This is a genomic window from Pseudomonas sp. R3-18-08 (assembly GCF_003852065.1).
GTDB lineage: Bacteria > Pseudomonadota > Gammaproteobacteria > Pseudomonadales > Pseudomonadaceae > Aquipseudomonas.
The window spans coordinates 4159918-4176699 of the sequence record NZ_CP027729.1 but is presented as its reverse complement, the minus strand read 5'-3'; the positions used below and the strand labels follow the sequence as shown (position 1 = coordinate 4176699).

Sequence of the window (16782 nt, the reverse complement as noted above, 5' to 3'; positions counted from 1 at the left end):
GTCACCGTTTGCTTTTGATGAGGGTGCCAAGGCCCTGCAGGTAGGCCACCAATGCGTCCATTTCGGTCTTGCCTTTGACGGCGGCAGCCGCACCGGCGATGTCTTCGTCGGTGTAGGGCACGCCCAGGGTGCGCAGGACTTCCATTTTTTTCGCGGTGTCCTTGCCGTCGAGCTTGTTTTCCACCAGGAACGGGTATGCCGGCATTTTCGACTCCGGCACCACGTTGCGCGGGTTGTACAAGTGCGCACGGTGCCAGTCATCGGAGTAACGCCCGCCAACGCGCGCCAGGTCCGGGCCGGTGCGCTTGGAACCCCACAGGAACGGGTGGTCCCACACGCTTTCACCGGCGACCGAGTAGTGGCCATAGCGTTCGGTTTCGGCGCGGAACGGGCGGATCATCTGCGAGTGGCAGCCCACGCAACCGTTGGCGATATAGACGTCTCGGCCTTCCAGTTCGAGGGCGGTGCGCGGTTTCATGCCTTCGACCGGCTTGTTGGTCACGTCCTGGAAGAACAGCGGGACAATCTGGGTCAGGCCGCCGATGCTCACGGCGATGACCATGAAGAAGGCCAGCAGGCCGATATTCTTCTCGACTACTTCATGCTTCATCAGTGGGCTCCCACGACGGCGATCTTGGCGGCGGCTTCAGCTTGCTCAGGGTCGGAGGCACGCACGGTGCGCCAGACGTTGTAGGCCATGAACAGCATGCCGGTGGCGAAGAACGCACCGCCCAGGGCGCGCACGATGTAGCCCGGGTGGCTGGCTTGCAGCGCTTCGACGAACGAGTAGGTGAGGGTGCCGTCGTCGTTGATCGCACGCCACATCAGGCCCTGGGTAATGCCGTTGACCCACATCGAGGCGATGTAGAGCACGGTGCCGATAGTGGCCAGCCAGAAGTGCGTGTTGATCAGCCCGACGCTGTGCATCTGCGCACGCCCGAACAGCTTGGGGATCATGTGATACAGCGCGCCGATGGAGATCATCGCCACCCAGCCCAGCGCACCGGCGTGGACGTGGCCGATGGTCCAGTCGGTGTAGTGGGACAGCGAGTTGACGGTCTTGATCGCCATCATCGGGCCTTCGAAGGTCGACATGCCGTAGAACGCCAGCGAAACCACCAGAAAGCGCAGGATCGGGTCGGTGCGCAGCTTATGCCAGGCGCCCGAGAGCGTCATCATGCCGTTGATCATGCCGCCCCAGCTCGGCGCCAGCAGGATGATCGACATCGCCATGCCCAACGACTGCGCCCAGTCCGGCAGCGCGGTGTAGTGCAGGTGGTGCGGACCGGCCCAGATGTACAGGGTGATCAGCGCCCAGAAGTGCACGATGGACAGGCGGTAGGAGTAGATGGGACGTTCGGCCTGCTTGGGCACGAAGTAGTACATCATCCCGAGGAAACCGGTGGTGAGGAAAAAGCCCACGGCGTTATGCCCGTACCACCACTGGATCATGGCATCCGTCGCGCCGGCATAGGCCGAGTAGGACTTGAACAGGCTGACCGGCAGGGACGCGTGGTTGACGATGTGCAGCATCGCCGTGACCAGGATGAACGCCCCGTAGAACCAGTTGCCGACATAGATGTGCTTGGTCTTGCGCTTGACGATGGTGCCGAAGAACACCACGGCGTAGGTCACCCAGACAATGGCGAGCAAAATGGCGATCGGCCATTCCAGCTCGGCGTATTCCTTGGTGGTGGTGTAGCCCAGGGGCAGGCTGATGATGGCGCCGACGATGACCGCCTGCCAGCCCCAGAAGGTAAAGGCGGCAAGGCCATCGGAAATCAGTCGCGTCTGGCAGGTGCGTTGCACGACGTAGTAGGAGGTGGCAAACAGCGCACATCCACCGAAGGCAAAGATCACCAGGTTGGTGTGCAGCGGGCGCAGGCGGCCGAAGGTCGTCCAGGGCAGGTCGAAATTCAATTGCGGCCAAACCAGTTGCGAGGCGATGAACACCCCGAGCCCCATGCCAAGGATCCCCCAGACCACCGTCATGATGGCGAACTGGCGAACGACCTTATAGTTATAAGCAGTCGGACTGATTGCTGTGCTCATTCTAAGGTTCCACGGTTTAGGTTTTTTTATAGGTAAAATCGGCCGCAAGTATGTAGAAAGCGAGGGGCCATTGCAACGCAATGACTGACCTGTATCAATGCGTTCCACGCCAGATTCTGCGCCCTTTCCATGTTTGATGTAAGGATAAAATAGAAATCGAAAGCTGATCGAGTGGACAAGAAAATTTCGGAGCCTCGACAGTGGTTGTCGCGTACGCCGAAATCGCTTCGCTTGAAAGCAAGCGTAGACCCGAATCTGAGGTGGGGAAAGTTGGACTTGGGAAGGGAGCGACACTTAGTCGCGCAAGCAGTGGCGAACCGTGGCGAGGGAGCAAGCTCCCTCGCCACAGCTAATGGTTACTGAGGTTGGTTTTCCGGCGTTGCACCGTCAGCGTTATGGGAAAGGCTATAAACATAAGCCGCCAGCAGATGCACCTTGTCATTGCCTTGCAGCACTTCCTGCGCAGGCATCTGGCCCTGGCGACCATGCCGGATGGTCTGTTGCAGCTGCGCCAGGCTGGTGCCGTAGATAAACCCTGCAGGCTCGGTCAGGTTTGGCGCGCCCATGGCTTCCACACCGTGGCCCTGCGGCCCGTGGCAGGCAACACAGGTGGTGTTGAATGCGGCCTGGCCCGCCGCCAGGTCCGCCGTGCTGTCGGCCGGTAAGGGCAACTTGGCCAGGTCGTGGCGTACATACGCGGCAACATTCTTCACCCCATCCTCGCCCAGCACTTCACCCCAGGCCGGCATCGCCGCGTGGCGACCGCCCATGATGGTGGCCTTGATCGCTGCGGCCGAACCGCCCCAGCGCCAGTGGCTGTCTGCCAGGTTGGGGAAACCGTACGCGCCCTTGGCATCCGAGCCGTGGCACACCGCGCAGTTGGAGGCGAACAGGCGACCGCCCATCTTCAAGGCTTGCGGGTCCTTGGCCACTTCTTCCACCGGCATCGCTGCGAATTTGGCGTAGATCGGCCCGAACCTGGCGTCGGCCTTGGTCATCTCCTTGTCCCATTCCTTGGTCGACGTCCAGCCGTCTTCATAGCCCGGCAACACGCCTTTCCAGTTACCCAGGCCCGGGTAGAGGACCAGGTAGCCGACGGCAAACACCAGCGTGCCGACGAACAGCATGAACCACCACTGGGGCAGCGGGTTGTCGTATTCCTCGATGCCGTCGAAGGCGTGGCCCATGGTCTGGTCGACGCTGCCGTGGGTTTCACCCTTGCGGGTGCCGATCAACAGCCAGGTCAGGCCGATCAGGCTGCCGAGGGTCAGTACGCAGATCCATGTACTCCAGAAGGTAGTCATGGCCGAGTGCTCCTTGGTGCGGGCGCTTCTTGAGCGTCGGAGGGAGAAGGTTCATCGGCGAACGGCAGCAGGCGCGCCTGCTCGAAGTCCGCGTTGCGGCGGTTGTTGAACACCCACAGCGACAAGCCGATGAAAGCGATGGCGACCACCAGCGTGCCGAGGCCGCGGATAGTGCCCGCGTCGAATTCAAATCCCATGGCTCACCTCTTGCTCTTGATGGCAGTGCCGAGCACTTGCAGGTAGGAAACCAGCGCGTCCATTTCGGTCTTGCCCTTGAGGCTGGCGACCGCACCACGAATGTCGTCGTCGGTGTACGGCACGCCCAGGGTGCGCATGACGTTCAGTTTGGTCTCGGTGTGGCTGCTGTCGACCGGGGCCGTCACCAGCCATGGGTAGGCCGGCATTTTCGACTCGGGCACCACGTTGCGCGGGTTGTACAGGTGCGCGCGGTGCCAGTCGTCCGAGTAGCGTGCGCCCACGCGGGCCAGGTCCGGCCCGGTGCGCTTGGAGCCCCACAGGAACGGGTGGTCCCACACGCTTTCGCCGGCCACCGAGTAATGGCCGTAGCGTTCGGTCTCGGCGCGGAACGGGCGGATCATCTGCGAGTGGCACTGCACGCAGCCTTCACGGATGTAGATGTCGCGGCCCTCCAGCTGCAGCGCGGTGTAGGGTTTCATGCCTTCGACCGGCTTGTTGGTCACGTCCTGGAAGAACAGCGGGACGATCTGGGTCAGGCCGCCGATGCTCACGGCGAGCACCATCAGCAGCATCAGCAGGCCGACGTTTTTTTCAATGACTTCGTGTTTCATCACAACCTCCTCAGGCCAGTTGCGCGACAGGCACGGCGTCGGCGGGCTGCACCGCGCGCACGGTGCGCCATGTGTTGTAAGCCATCAGGAACATGCCGCTGAGGAACACCGCACCGCCCACCAGCCGCACGATGTAGCCCGGGTGGCTGGCCACCAGGGTTTCGACGAAGGAGTAGGTCAGGGTGCCGTCCTCATTGATCGCACGCCACATCAGGCCCTGGGCGATGCCGTTGACCCACATCGAAGCGATGTAGAGCACGGTGCCGATAGTGGCCAGCCAGAAGTGCGCGTTGATCAGGCCGAGGCTGTACATCTGCTCGCGCCCGAAGACCTTGGGGATCATGTGGTACAGCGCGCCGATGGAAATCATCGCCACCCAACCGAGTGCGCCGGCGTGTACGTGGCCGATGGTCCAGTCGGTGTAGTGGGAGAGGGCGTTGACGGTCTTGATCGCCATCATCGGGCCCTCGAAAGTGGACATGCCGTAGAACGCCAGGGACACCACGAGGAAGCGCAGGATCGGGTCGCTGCGCAACTTATGCCAGGCGCCCGAGAGCGTCATCATGCCGTTGATCATGCCGCCCCAGCTCGGTGCCAGCAGCACCAGCGACATCACCATGCCCAACGACTGTGCCCAATCCGGCAACGCGGTGTAGTGCAGGTGGTGGGGGCCGGCCCAGATATACAGGGTGATCAGCGCCCAGAAGTGCACGATGGACAAACGATACGAATACACCGGGCGTTCGGCCTGCTTGGGCACGAAGTAGTACATCATCCCGAGAAAACCGGCGGTGAGGAAAAAGCCTACGGCGTTATGTCCGTACCACCACTGCACCATCGCATCCGTCGCACCGCCGTACAGCGAGTAGGACTTGGTCAGGCTGACCGGGATTTCCAGGTTGTTGACGATATGCAGGATCGCCACCGTGATGATGAATGCGCCGAAAAACCAGTTACCCACATAGATGTGCTTGGTGTTGCGCTTCATGATCGTGCCGAAGAACACGATGGCATAGGCCACCCAGACGATGGTGATCAGGATGTCGATCGGCCATTCCAGCTCGGCGTATTCCTTGGAGCTGGTGTAGCCCAGCGGCAGGCTGATCGCGGCCAACAGGATGACGAGCTGCCAGCCCCAGAAGCAGAACGCGGCGATTTTCGGTGCGAACAGCTGCGTCTGGCAGGTGCGCTGCACCGAATAGAACGAGCTGGCGAACAACGCGCAGCCACCGAACGCAAAGATCACGGCGTTGGTGTGCAGCGGGCGCAGGCGACCGAAGCTGGTCCAAGGCAAATCGAAGTTGAGCGCAGGCCAAACCAATTGGGCCGCGAGAAAAACCCCGAGGCCCATGCCGACGATGCCCCACACCACCGTCATAATGGCGAATTGGCGGACCACCTTGTAGTTATAGGCGGTACTTAAAGTAGTGTTCATGGTTCCCCATCCACGGTTCAACCCAAGCCGATGCGGCACTTGGGCTGGAGTTATAGGCAGACTAAAAAGCGAGGCAAGCATGGGCAAAGAGCACAAGGCCAGTATTGACGGGGATCAATGGGCGCAGTGTGTGCGTGAACGCGGCTGGTTGTGGGATGTCGCAGCGCAGGGAATTTCAGGCGAGCCCGTCACGTTGATCCTGGTTCACGGCGCCGGCGCGCCGATGGACTCGGCGTTCATGAATGACATGGCTGCGCGCCTTGCCGGGCATGGCGTTAACGTCGTGCGCTTCGAATTTCCCTACATGGCCCAGCGCCGGTTAGAGGGGGGCAAGCGCCCACCGAACCCGGCGCCGAAACTGCTGGAGGCGTGGCGGGAGGTGTATGCCCTGGTGCGGCGTCATGTCGCTGGCAAGGTGGCGATAGGCGGCAAATCCATGGGCGGGCGGATGGCCAGTTTATTGGCCGATGAACTGGGCGCCGCTGGGTTGGTGTGCCTGGGCTATCCGTTCTATGCGGTGGGCAAGCCGGAAAAACCTCGGGTAGAGCATTTGGCTGCGCTTAAGACGCCGACGCTGATTGTGCAGGGCGAGCGGGATGCACTGGGTAATCGGGCGGCGGTGCACGGGTATGAGCTGTCGCCGAGTATCGAGGTGATGTGGCTGGTGGCGGGGGATCATGATTTGAAGCCGTTGAAGGCTTCGGGGTTTAGTCATGAGCAGCATTTGGAGGCTGCTGCAGTGAAGGTGGCTGGGTTTCTTGGTGCCTGTTAGGGACCTATCGGGGGCAAGCCCCCTCCCACATTGGATTGGGTTCACACATCTCTATTTGTGAACACGGTCAAGTGTGGGAGGGGGCTTGCCCCCGATAGCGGTCTACCGGTTAAACCGCTCCACCAGCGAGTACTGGGTATTGGCCGTATGCGTCAACTCTTCACTCAACTGCGCCGAGCTCATTGCCTGCTCCGAGGTCTGGTCCGCCAGCAACGCAATGGTGCTGATGTTACGGCTGATCTCTTCGGCAACAGCACTTTGCTCTTCGGTCGCGGCGGCGATCTGCGTGGTCATGTCGGTGATATTCGCTACCGCCTCACTGATACCGACCAGCGCCTGATCCGCTTCCATCACCCGTGCCACGCCCTCTTCAGCCTGGCGATGCCCGGCGTCCATGGTTTGCACGGCGGCGGCGGCCGTCTGCTGCAGCTTGGCGATCAGGGTATGGATCTGCCCGGTCGATTCGGCGGTGCGTTGCGCCAACTGGCGTACTTCATCCGCCACCACCGCAAACCCACGGCCCATCTCACCGGCGCGCGCCGCCTCGATGGCGGCGTTCAAGGCCAGCAGGTTGGTCTGGTCGGCAATGCCTTTGATCACATCCACCACGCCGCCGATTTCATCGCTGTCCTTGGCCAGTTGCGTGACGGTGATACCGGTTTCGCCCACCGCCACCGACAGGCGCTGAATCGCCTCACGGGTTTCCCCTGCGATATCGCGGCCGCGACCGGTCAGGCGATTGGCTTCCTGGGTGGCATCTGCCGTGCGCTGCACGTGGCTGGCGACTTCCTGGGTGGTCGCCGCCATCTGGTTGACCGCAGTGGCTACCTGTTCCGTCTCTACGCGCTGGCGCTCCAGGCCGCTGGAGCTGTTGTGCGCCAGGGTGTTGGACTGCGCGGCTTGGTCGTTGAGGTGTTCGGCAGTGTCCTGCAGGCGGGTGAGGCAGGTCTTCAGACGCGCTTCCTGGCTGAGGATCGACATTTCCAGCCGCGCCTGGGCGCCGCGGCTGTCGGTGTACATCTGCGCGATCAACGGGTCGGAGGTGGTCTGCTCGGCCAGGCGCAGCAAACGCTTGAGGCCGCGCTGTTGCCAGCTCAGGCCCAACAGGCCCAACGGCACCGACAGCGCTGCCGCCAAGGCGAAACCCCACTGGGAGGTGAGGGTGGCGCCGATCATGAAGCTCAACTGGCTGACCAGGATAAACGGCAGCCAGTCCTGCAGCACCGGCAGCCACTTGTCCCGCTGGGGAACGGCCGACTTGCCCTGGTTGATGCGTTGATAGAGCGCTTCGGCCCGGCGGATCTGCTCGGCGGTGGGCTTGATGCGCACCGATTCGTAGCCGATCACCTGGTTGCCGTCGAAGACCGGTGTCACATAGGCGTTAACCCAGTAGTGGTCACCGGTCTTGCAGCGATTCTTGACAATGCCCATCCATGGCAAGCCTTGTTTGAGCGTCGACCACATGTGCGCGAACACCGCCGCCGGAACGTCCGGGTGACGCACCAGATTGTGCGGGGCACGGGTCAGTTCGTCGCGGGTGAACCCACTGATTTCGACAAAGGCGTCGTTGCAGTAGGTGATCACACCCTTGGCGTCTGTGGTGGAGATCAACCGTTGCTGAGCGGGGAAGGTACGTTCGCGCTGGGTAACGGGTTGGTTATTACGCATGATTGTTCAATCCGCAAGGCTTTCAGGGGGTATCGGCCATGTAGCGCATTTATTTAACTTATTTTTTGCAACAATCCGCTGGCAATGGTCGCGCGCAAACCGCCGAGCCCTCACTGTGAGGCTGACAGCGCATCCTCGCCCCGAGCTTTTTGTGGCCGCAACACCAGCCACAACGCGCCGGCGATCAACACCCCGCCATATACGTGGGCCATCGACAGCGGCTCATCCAGCAGCAACGCGCCCCACAGCACGCCGAACGGCGGGATCATGAAGGTCACGGTCATTGACTTGACCGGGCCGATGGAGGACAGCAGGCGGAAGTACAGGATGTAGGCGAACGCCGTGCACACCAGCCCCAACCCCAGCAGCGACGCCCATACCTGCCAGCCTCCCCAACTCGCCGGCGGCTGACTGATGGCGCTGTAGGCAAACAACGGCAGCAAGAACAATGTAGCGCCCAGCATGCTGCCCAAGGCCGACAGGCGACTGTCCAACCCGCCGCGCTGATCCAGCCAGCGCCGCGCCAGAAAACCGGCAAAGCCATAGCAGGTGGTCGCCAGCAGGCACGCCAGTGCGCCCATCAACAATTCCAGATCAAAGGCCACCGGCCCCGCACGCGTGAGCACGGCCACGCCAAACAGCCCCAGGGCTACACCCGCGATTTTCGACGGTGTCAGGCGTTCGCTGAAGAACAACCCGCCAATCAGTACGCCCATCAGCGGCGTGGTGGCATTGAAGATCGCCGAATAGCCCGCGGGCAATACCTGCGCCGCCACCGAGTACATGGTCGCCGGGATCCCTGAGTTGATTACGCCCAGCAGCAGCACCGTCTTGAACTTACCCTGGAAATCCCAGCTCACGCGCATCAACGCCAGGATCACCAACAAGCCTGCGGCGGCAATCGACACGCGGAAAAACGCGGTCGGCACGCTGCCGATTTCCGGCGCGATGATGCGCATGAACAGGAAACTCGCGCCCCAGATGGCGGCCAGTCCCAGCAAGTACAGGGTATCGACAGGTTTCACGGAAAACTCCTACACGATCAGGCCGGGGAGTGTTGCCCAGCGTTCCGGTCGACACAATCGCTAAGTACGGCGGCCGGTGAAAAATCCTCCTTCTCCTGCCGGGGTTCACTGGCTAAGCTCTGGGCTTCCCGATACCCGTTCGAGGTTTTCCGCATGTCGCAGCCCGCCCTCGCTATCGCTCGGATGATCCTCGACGGTTTCGACGACTACCGTGAGCACTTTCGCCAGATCACCGATGGCGCCCGCGAGCGTTTCGAAAAGGCCCAGTGGCAGCAAGGGCAAGCCGCCTCGGCGGCGCGCATCAGCCTGTATGAAGAGAAAGTGGGTGAGGTCACGACGCGTCTGCGGGCGGCTTTCGAGGCGGGCGTGTTGCAGGACATCGAGCTGTGGCCCCAGGTGAAAAGCGCCTACATCGGCCTGATCGACCTGCGCTTTGACGATGAGCTGTCCGAAACTTGGTACAACTCGGTGTTTTGCAGCCTGTTCAGCCATGACCTGATCAGCGACGGCTGCATGTTTATCCACACCACGCGCCCCGCCCAGCGTCTGGCGCGGGCGGCGCAGACCCGCATCTACACGCCTGCAGGCAACATGGCGCAGATGCTCGCGCAGATTTTCGCGGACTACAGCTTCAGTGAACCCTACGCCGACTTGCCTGCCGACCTGCAACGCCTGGAAGCCCAACTGCGCGAAAACCTGCCGGACTGGGTGTGCAAAGACCCGGACCTGAACATCGAGCTGTTTTCCTCAGTGCTCTACCGCAATAAAGGCGCCTACCTGGTAGGGCGTATCTACACCCGCGACGAACAATGGCCGTTGGTGATCCCATTGCTGCACCGCGAAGGGCGGGGTATTCAGATCGATGCGTTGATCACCGACGAAGCCGAGGTGTCGATCATCTTTTCCTTTACGCGCTCCTATTTCATGGTCGACGTGCCCGTGCCGGCGGAGTTCATCGACTTTCTCAAGCGCATCCTGCCCGGCAAGCACATCGCCGAGCTGTATACGTCCATTGGCTTCTATAAACACGGCAAGTCGGAGTTCTACCGCGCACTGATCAATCACCTGGCCACCACCGATGACCAGTTCATCATGGCGCCGGGCGTGCGTGGCATGGTCATGAGCGTGTTTACCCTGCCGGGCTTCAACACCGTGTTCAAGATCATCAAGGACCGTTTCTCACCGTCGAAAAACGTCAACCGCGCCACGGTGATCGAGAAGTACCGCCTGGTCAAAAGTGTCGACCGCGTGGGGCGCATGGCCGATACCCAGGAGTTCGCCGACTTCCGCTTTCCCTTGAGCAAGTTCGAGCCCGACTGCCTCGCCGAGTTGCTGGAAGTGGCCGCCGGCACCGTCGAAGTGGAAGGTGACACCGTGCTGATCCGGCACTGCTGGACCGAACGGCGCATGACCCCGCTCAACCTCTACCTGGAAAACGCCAACCCCGCCCAGGTACGTGAAGCCCTGGAAGACTACGGGCTGGCGATCAAGCAATTGGCGGCGGCGAATATCTTTCCCGGTGACATGCTGCTCAAGAACTTCGGCGTCACCCGTCACGGCCGGGTGGTGTTTTATGACTACGATGAAATCTGCTTTCTCACCGAAGCCAACTTCCGCCACATCCCCGCGCCGCGTACCCCAGAGGATGAAATGGCCTGCGAACCGTGGTACTCCATTGGCCCGCTGGATGTGTTTCCTGAGGAATTCCCGCCTTTTCTGTTCGCCGACGCCGGCCAGCGCAAGCTGTTCGATGAGCTGCATGGTGAGCTGTATAACGCGGACTATTGGAAAGGGCTGCAGGAGGCCATTCGCGCGGGGAAGGTGATTGACGTGTTTCCGTATCGGCGCAAGGACCCGCGTGATGAAGAGGGGCTGGCGAGTTGAAGAGGTAAGCGTGGCCCAGTGGCCGACTGCGATGTGCAATCAGCCACTGGGCGCCTGTTTTTGAAGCGCGTGGTCGAGCTCTTTTGGCCGGGCTGGGTTGAAGCTGGTGTACGGTTGTTTAAATCGCTATGCGTTACGGTTGCGTAGCGGTCAACCGATGAAGGGCCAGCGTGTTTGTCAGATCGGTGTAGATAGTGCGCAAATCGGTGTTCAGTTCAGCGACCAGCGCTCGCTGTTTATTGCGTTCTTTAAGTTGACTGATCGCCGCGTGTTTGACGTGCATGTTGTTTGCGGAATCAATCACTGCCTTGAACTGCGCACGTTCCTCGGCAATGCCAGCTTGTTCCGTACGGGGCACTGCGTTCAGTTGTACAAAGGCCTTTTCGATGACGGCCAATTCCAGTTTGATTCGGCGGTTGTTTGGCGGGGTCAGCAGCAGCGCAGGGTTCATGCCCTCGATCGAGCTGCCATCAAGGTTGCCGTTGCGCCAGGCGTCGCGCAAATTCACCAAGACGTCCCGTGCGGCATCGACCGCCTGGGCCGAGAGTTTCTCCCCCAGGCCGTTGCGCTGCACGGTCTCGACTGTGCGTTCCAGTCGGTGGAGTGTCAGTTCCACCGGTGCCAGTTGCTTGTGCCGCTCCAGACTCTGCTCCAGGCGTTTACGCTCCGGGGCCAGGCCAACGGAGGATTTGAATTGGCTGCTGCCTTTCAAACGGCCCGTTGCCCATGCATTGCGAGACTCGGTCATGGCGTTGCGTTGCCTGAGAAAGATCTCTTCCTCGGCGTGAGACAGAGGCTGCGGCTCTTGCCTGATGTGGTTGTCCAGCAAGGCAATCTCCTTCTCCAGAGCGTTGATATGTTTGACCGCCTGTTCCAGCGTGTGCCGACTCAGCTGGTTGCTCAGGGGTGCAGGCGGCAGGACGGCAACCGTTATCGGGTCCAGCTCGCAGGACGGTGGCGCGATGGCGGCGGCCCACGCTGCGCGTCGACCCAGCAGGGCATCGCGGCGCTCCACGCGAGCGGTCAGTTGCTCGTAGCGTTGCTGGAGGGCGTGCAGGCTTGTTTTGTCATCCGGCTGCACGGCGAAGTGTTTGTGGCTTTCCTGGTCTAAGGCTGCAAGCGCTTCATCAATCCTTGAACTGTGCATCCAGGCTTGAAGCTGATGGCCTTTTTCCTGCGCGGCACGGTCGGGCATTCGACTGATAGGGCCAAACAATGCGTGTTCAAGGTGCCGGCATTTATCGAGCATGTGCCGGTGGCCTTGCCCTATCAGGCTTTCAACCACCGCTTCATGAATAGCGTGGGTTTGCTGGAACAGCCTGCCCACCGTGGCGCCGGGTTGGTAGGCGGGCAATGGTTTTGATCCGAACATAATGGTTTCTCCGATACGGTGGGCATAGGGTTTTCCTTGGCGAGCCGCGTGGGGTGGGTGTGCGGGTGGGGTCGCGTGCCGCAGTAAATCGCGCCGGATCGTCACCAGGCCAGATGCGCGTTCTGATAGCCCTGCGTGAAAAGTCGAATGAGAGAGTAGGTGGCACGCCTCCGTCGAGCTAAAAATAGCTGGCTCACGCGTATGAAGCGGCCGTGTTGCCGTGATGAAAGGGCTTGGCTCGTTTACAAGGACAGAAATCTGCGACAATTGCCGTCTACGATCATGTCACCGCAGGCTTACCTGCCTCATTAAAAGACCTTTGCGTACCTGATGACCGACCAAGCGCCCACCATCGACCAACTGCTTAAAACCCTCGATCACGCCATGCTTGCCGACCGCAACCGCTTGCGGCGCCAGTTGCTTGAGCTGCGCAAAAAGCCCGATGAGCAGAAGCTGGCGCAGTGGGTATCGCGTATGCAGGCGTCCTGCGCCCAGGTCACGGCGCGGCGGGACAGCCTGCCGGTGATTCGTTACGACGACAGCCTGCCGATTGCCGCCAAGCGCGATGAAATTAAGGCCGCGCTGAACAAGCACCAGGTGCTGATCATCGCCGGTGAGACCGGTTCGGGTAAAACTACCCAGTTGCCGAAGATCTGCCTGGAAATCGGCCGCGGCCAGTTCGGCCTGATCGGCCACACCCAGCCACGCCGGATTGCCGCGCGCAGCGTTGCCAGCCGGGTTGCCGAAGAGCTGGCGACGCCGCTCGGCGCGTTGGTCGGCTATCAGGTGCGCTTCGAGGACCAGAGCGACTCCAACACCCTGATCAAACTGATGACCGACGGTATTCTGCTGGCGGAAACCCAGAACGACCGCTACCTGGAACGCTACGACACGATCATCGTCGACGAAGCCCATGAGCGCAGCCTGAACATCGACTTCCTGCTGGGCTACCTCAAGACCCTGCTGCCACGTCGTCCGGACCTGAAAGTCATCATCACCTCCGCGACCATCGACCTGGAGCGTTTCTCCAAGCATTTCGACGATGCGCCCATCGTGGAGGTGTCAGGCCGTACTTTCCCGGTGGACACCTGGTACCGCCCGCTGACCCTGGAGCAGGACGAGGAGGGCAACCGCGTCGAGGATGACTTGACCGTCGACCAGGCGATCCTGGCCACCCTCGACGAAATTGCCGCCTACGAGCGCAGCGAACGCCGCAGCCCCGGTGATGTGCTGGTGTTCCTGCCCGGCGAACGCGAAATTCGCGACGCCGCCGAGATGCTGCGCAAGGCGCAGCTCAAGCACACTGAGATCCTGCCGCTGTATGCGCGCCTGTCACCCGCCGAGCAACAACGCATTTTCCAATCACACCCAGGCCGGCGCGTGGTGCTGGCAACCAACGTCGCGGAAACCTCGCTGACCGTGCCGGGCATTCGTTATGTGATCGACAGCGGCACCGCACGCATCAGCCGCTACAGCTACCGCGCCAAGGTGCAACGCCTGCCGATCGAGGCGATTTCCCAGGCCAGCGCCAACCAGCGCAAAGGCCGTTGCGGCCGGGTCGAGCCAGGCATCTGCATTCGCTTGTACAGCGAAGAGGACTTTCTCGGGCGCCCGGAATTTACCGACCCTGAGATCCTGCGCACCAACCTCGCCGCCGTGATCCTGCAAATGCTGCACCTGCGCCTGGGTGAAATCACCGACTTCCCGTTTATCGAACCGCCGGACGGCAAGGCCATCAGCGACGGTTTCAACCTGCTGCAAGAGCTGTCGGCGGTGGACCGTAACAGCCAGCTCACGCCGCTCGGCCGCCAACTGGCGCGCTTGCCCGTGGACCCGCGCATGGGCCGCATGCTGCTCGAAGCCGCCAAGCTCGGCAGCTTGCAGGAAGTGCTGATCGTGGCCAGCGCCATGTCGATCCAGGACCCGCGCGAGCGCCCGCCGGAACGCCAGCAGGCCGCCGACCAGGCCCATGCGCAGTGGAAAGACCCGGATTCGGACTTCGCCGGGTTGGTCAACCTGTGGCGCGGCTTTGAAGAACAGCGCCAGGCACTGACCGCCAGCCCGCTGCGCAATTGGTGTCGCAAAAACTTCCTAAACTACCTGCGCCTGCGCGAGTGGCGCGATTCCCATCGCCAGTTGAGCCTGATCTGCCGCGACATGCAGCTGACGATCAACAAGGAACCGGCGGACTTCCCGAAATTGCACAAGGCGGTGCTGTCCGGCTTGCTCAGCCAGATCGGCCAGAAGACCGAGGACGGCGACTACCTCGGTGCCCGGCAGCGGCGTTTCTGGATTCATCCTTCCTCGGGCATCGGCAAGAAGCGCCCGCAATGGCTGATGACCGCCGAACTGGTGGAAACCACCAAGCTGTATGCGCGTATGGTGGCCAAGATCGATGCCGACTGGATCGAACCGCTGGCCGGGCACCTGATCAAGAAAAACCACTTCGAACCCCACTGGGAGAAAAAGCGCGGCCAAGTGGTAGCGTTTGAACAGATCACCTTGTTCGGGCTGATCGTGGTCGGACGCCGGCCGGTGCATTACGGGCCGATCGACCCGGTGGTGTCCCGCGAGCTGTTCATTCGCGAAGGCTTGGTGCGCGGCGAGATCCAGTCCCGAGCCAAGTGCCTCACGGCCAACCAGCAACTGCTGGAGCAGCTCGACGAACTGGAAGCCAAGGCGCGCCGTCGCGACATCCTGGCCGACGAGGAAACCCTCTACGCCTTCTACGATGCGCGTTTGCCGGCGGAGATCCACCAGACGGCGACCTTCGACAGCTGGTACAAGGTCAACAGCCAGAAAGACCCGCAACTGCTGATCATGCGCGAGGAAGACGTGCTGGCCCGCGAAGCCAGTGAAGTCACTGCAGCGCATTACCCGGACACCTTGCACCTGGGCGATCTGGCCCTGGCCTTGAGTTACCACTTCGAACCCAACCACCCGCGCGACGGCGTGACTCTGCGCGTGCCGGCGCCGCTGTTGCCGGCGTTGCCCGCCGAGCGCCTGGAATGGCTGGTGCCGGGGGTGATCGAAGCCAAGTGCATCGCCCTGGTGCGTAACCTGCCCAAGGCGCTGCGCAAAAACTTCGTGCCGGTGCCGGACTTCGTCAAGGCGGCGCTGCAGCGCATCGAGTTTGGCCAGGGTTCGCTGCCCCAGGCATTGGGTCGCGAACTGTTGCGCATGACCGGTGCGCGGGTCAGCGATGAAGCCTGGGCGGAGGCCGCGCAGCAGGTGGAAAACCATTTGAAGATGAACCTGGAAGTGGTCGATGGCGAGGGCAAATTCCTCGGCGAAGGCCGTGACCTGGCACAGCTGACCGCGCGTTTCGCCGAAGCCAGCCAGGCCGCCCTGGCGGTGCCGCAAACCGCGAAAAGCCAGCAGCCGGTGCACGCCAAGGTGTTTGCACCGGTGGCCGAGAAAACCCAGCAAAACATTGCCGGCCTGTCGATGACGGTATACCCGGCGCTGGTGGAAGAAAACGGCACGGTCAAGGAAGGGCGTTTCTCCACGGCCGCCGAGGCCGAGTTCCAGCATCGGCGTGCCTTGCAGCGCCTGTTGATGCAGCAACTGGCGGAACCGGCGAAATTCCTGCGCGGCAAATTGCCGGGCCTGACCGAGTTGGGCCTGATGTACCGCGAACTGGGGCGTGTCGAGGCGCTGGTGGAAGATATCCTGCTGGCCAGCCTCGATACCTGCGTATTGGACGGCGAAGCCACATTGCCGCGCGATGGCGCTGGGCTGGCCGCGCTGGCCGAGCGCAAACGTGGCGGTTGGAGCGAACAGGCCGAGCGTCTGGCGCGTCTGACCCTGGAAGTGCTGAAACTCTGGCACGGCCTGCAAAAACGCTTCAAAGGCAAGATCGACCTCGCCCAGGCGGTGGCCTTGAACGATATCAAGCAGCAGTTGAGCAACCTGGTGTACCCAGGGTTTGTGCGCGAGACCCCGGCCCAATGGTTCAAGGAGTTGCCGCGTTTCCTCAAGGCCATCGAGCTGCGCCTGGAAAAACTGCCGAGCCAGGTGCAGAAGGACCGTGTGTGGAGCGCCGAGTTGAGTGGCCTGTGGGCGCAGTACCAGAGTCGCCTGAATAAACACGCCCAGGAAGGCAAGCGTGATCCGCAGCTGGAGCTCTATCGCTGGTGGCTGGAAGAATACCGGGTGTCGTTGTTTGCCCAGCAACTGGGGACCAAGGTGCCGATTTCCGATAAGCGTTTGAGCAAGCAATGGAGCCAGGTCGAGCCTTGAGCCTACCGAAACTGAGCAAGTCCAAATGTGGGAGGGTGCTTGCTCCCGATAGCGGTGTATCAATTACAGAATTTTTCCCTGACACACCGCCATCGGGAGCAAGCCCCCTCCCACATTTAAACGGTGTTTGTCCGGGAAGTGGCGCCAAACCCCAGTGTTTGTGGCAAACTTCGCGCCCATAAATGCCGGGACCGTCGTAGCAGCGACGCGATGGAATAA

13 protein-coding genes are annotated in these 16782 nt (G+C 61.6%); 4 read left to right on the top strand and 9 right to left on the bottom strand.

All coding sequences use genetic code 11. The annotated features are described in order from the left end of the window. Window position 1: 1 nt before the first annotated feature. The 6 genes from ccoO (C4J92_RS19085) to ccoN (C4J92_RS19060) all read right to left on the bottom strand — a co-directional run bounded on the left by ccoO (C4J92_RS19085) (window position 2) and on the right by ccoN (C4J92_RS19060) (window position 5600). Entirely contained in the window at window positions 2–610 is a 609-nt protein-coding gene (gene ccoO / locus C4J92_RS19085) for a cytochrome-c oxidase, cbb3-type subunit II (protein WP_124371486.1), read from the bottom strand. Then, window positions 610–2052 (bottom strand): cytochrome-c oxidase, cbb3-type subunit I, encoded by a 1443-nt coding sequence (gene ccoN, locus C4J92_RS19080; protein WP_124363884.1) that lies wholly within the window; start codon window positions 2050–2052, stop codon window positions 610–612. The genes ccoO (C4J92_RS19085) and ccoN (C4J92_RS19080) overlap by 1 nt, the downstream gene beginning before the upstream one ends. Window positions 2053–2408: 356 nt before the next feature. Continuing rightward, window positions 2409–3356: a cytochrome-c oxidase, cbb3-type subunit III gene (gene ccoP / locus C4J92_RS19075; RefSeq protein WP_124404928.1), complete on the bottom strand. Its 948-nt coding sequence runs from the start codon at window positions 3354–3356 to the stop codon at window positions 2409–2411. Continuing rightward, on the bottom strand, window positions 3353–3553 hold the full coding sequence (locus tag C4J92_RS19070; protein WP_124363882.1) for a cbb3-type cytochrome c oxidase subunit 3: 201 nt from the start codon (window positions 3551–3553) through the stop codon (window positions 3353–3355). Before C4J92_RS19070 ends, ccoP begins: the two co-directional genes overlap by 4 nt. A gap of 3 nt (window positions 3554–3556) precedes the next feature. Next, the gene (gene ccoO, locus C4J92_RS19065) at window positions 3557–4165 is read right to left on the bottom strand and encodes a cytochrome-c oxidase, cbb3-type subunit II (protein WP_124367922.1); all 609 of its coding nucleotides are present in this window, start codon (window positions 4163–4165) and stop codon (window positions 3557–3559) included. A gap of 10 nt (window positions 4166–4175) precedes the next feature. Continuing rightward, a complete protein-coding gene (gene ccoN, locus C4J92_RS19060) occupies window positions 4176–5600 on the bottom strand; it encodes a cytochrome-c oxidase, cbb3-type subunit I (RefSeq protein ID WP_124363880.1) in 1425 nt (474 codons plus the stop codon). 79 nt (window positions 5601–5679) lie between these two features. On the opposite strand from ccoN (C4J92_RS19060), the gene C4J92_RS19055 reads away from it, so the two are divergent. Continuing rightward, on the top strand, window positions 5680–6372 hold the full coding sequence (locus C4J92_RS19055; RefSeq protein WP_124404927.1) for an alpha/beta fold hydrolase: 693 nt from the start codon (window positions 5680–5682) through the stop codon (window positions 6370–6372). 102 nt (window positions 6373–6474) lie between these two features. Here the strand turns inward: C4J92_RS19055 and C4J92_RS19050 are convergent, their stop codons facing one another. Together C4J92_RS19050 and C4J92_RS19045 are read right to left on the bottom strand one after the other, a co-directional pair. Beyond that, complete coding sequence (locus C4J92_RS19050; protein ID WP_124367920.1) at window positions 6475–8040, bottom strand: PAS domain-containing methyl-accepting chemotaxis protein; 1566 nt, start codon at window positions 8038–8040, stop codon at window positions 6475–6477. 110 nt (window positions 8041–8150) lie between these two features. Continuing rightward, on the bottom strand, window positions 8151–9065 hold the full coding sequence (locus C4J92_RS19045; RefSeq protein ID WP_124404926.1) for a DMT family transporter: 915 nt from the start codon (window positions 9063–9065) through the stop codon (window positions 8151–8153). 153 nt (window positions 9066–9218) lie between these two features. Here C4J92_RS19045 and aceK point away from each other — a divergent pair, with 153 nt between their 5' ends. After that, window positions 9219–10949 (top strand): bifunctional isocitrate dehydrogenase kinase/phosphatase, encoded by a 1731-nt coding sequence (gene aceK, locus C4J92_RS19040; protein WP_124404925.1) that lies wholly within the window; start codon window positions 9219–9221, stop codon window positions 10947–10949. A gap of 133 nt (window positions 10950–11082) precedes the next feature. Here the strand turns inward: aceK and C4J92_RS19035 are convergent, their stop codons facing one another. Further along, complete coding sequence (locus C4J92_RS19035; protein WP_124404924.1) at window positions 11083–12144, bottom strand: hypothetical protein; 1062 nt, start codon at window positions 12142–12144, stop codon at window positions 11083–11085. On the opposite strand from C4J92_RS19035, the gene C4J92_RS19030 reads away from it, so the two are divergent. After that, window positions 12112–12312: a hypothetical protein gene (locus tag C4J92_RS19030; protein WP_124404923.1), complete on the top strand. Its 201-nt coding sequence runs from the start codon at window positions 12112–12114 to the stop codon at window positions 12310–12312. The two genes, C4J92_RS19035 and C4J92_RS19030, sit on opposite strands and share 33 nt — an antisense overlap. Window positions 12313–12651: 339 nt before the next feature. Further along, window positions 12652–16563 carry an ATP-dependent RNA helicase HrpA gene (hrpA, locus tag C4J92_RS19025; protein ID WP_124404922.1) on the top strand — a complete coding sequence of 1304 codons (3912 nt, stop codon included), beginning with the start codon at window positions 12652–12654 and terminating at the stop codon, window positions 16561–16563. Window positions 16564–16782 lie beyond the last annotated feature (219 nt).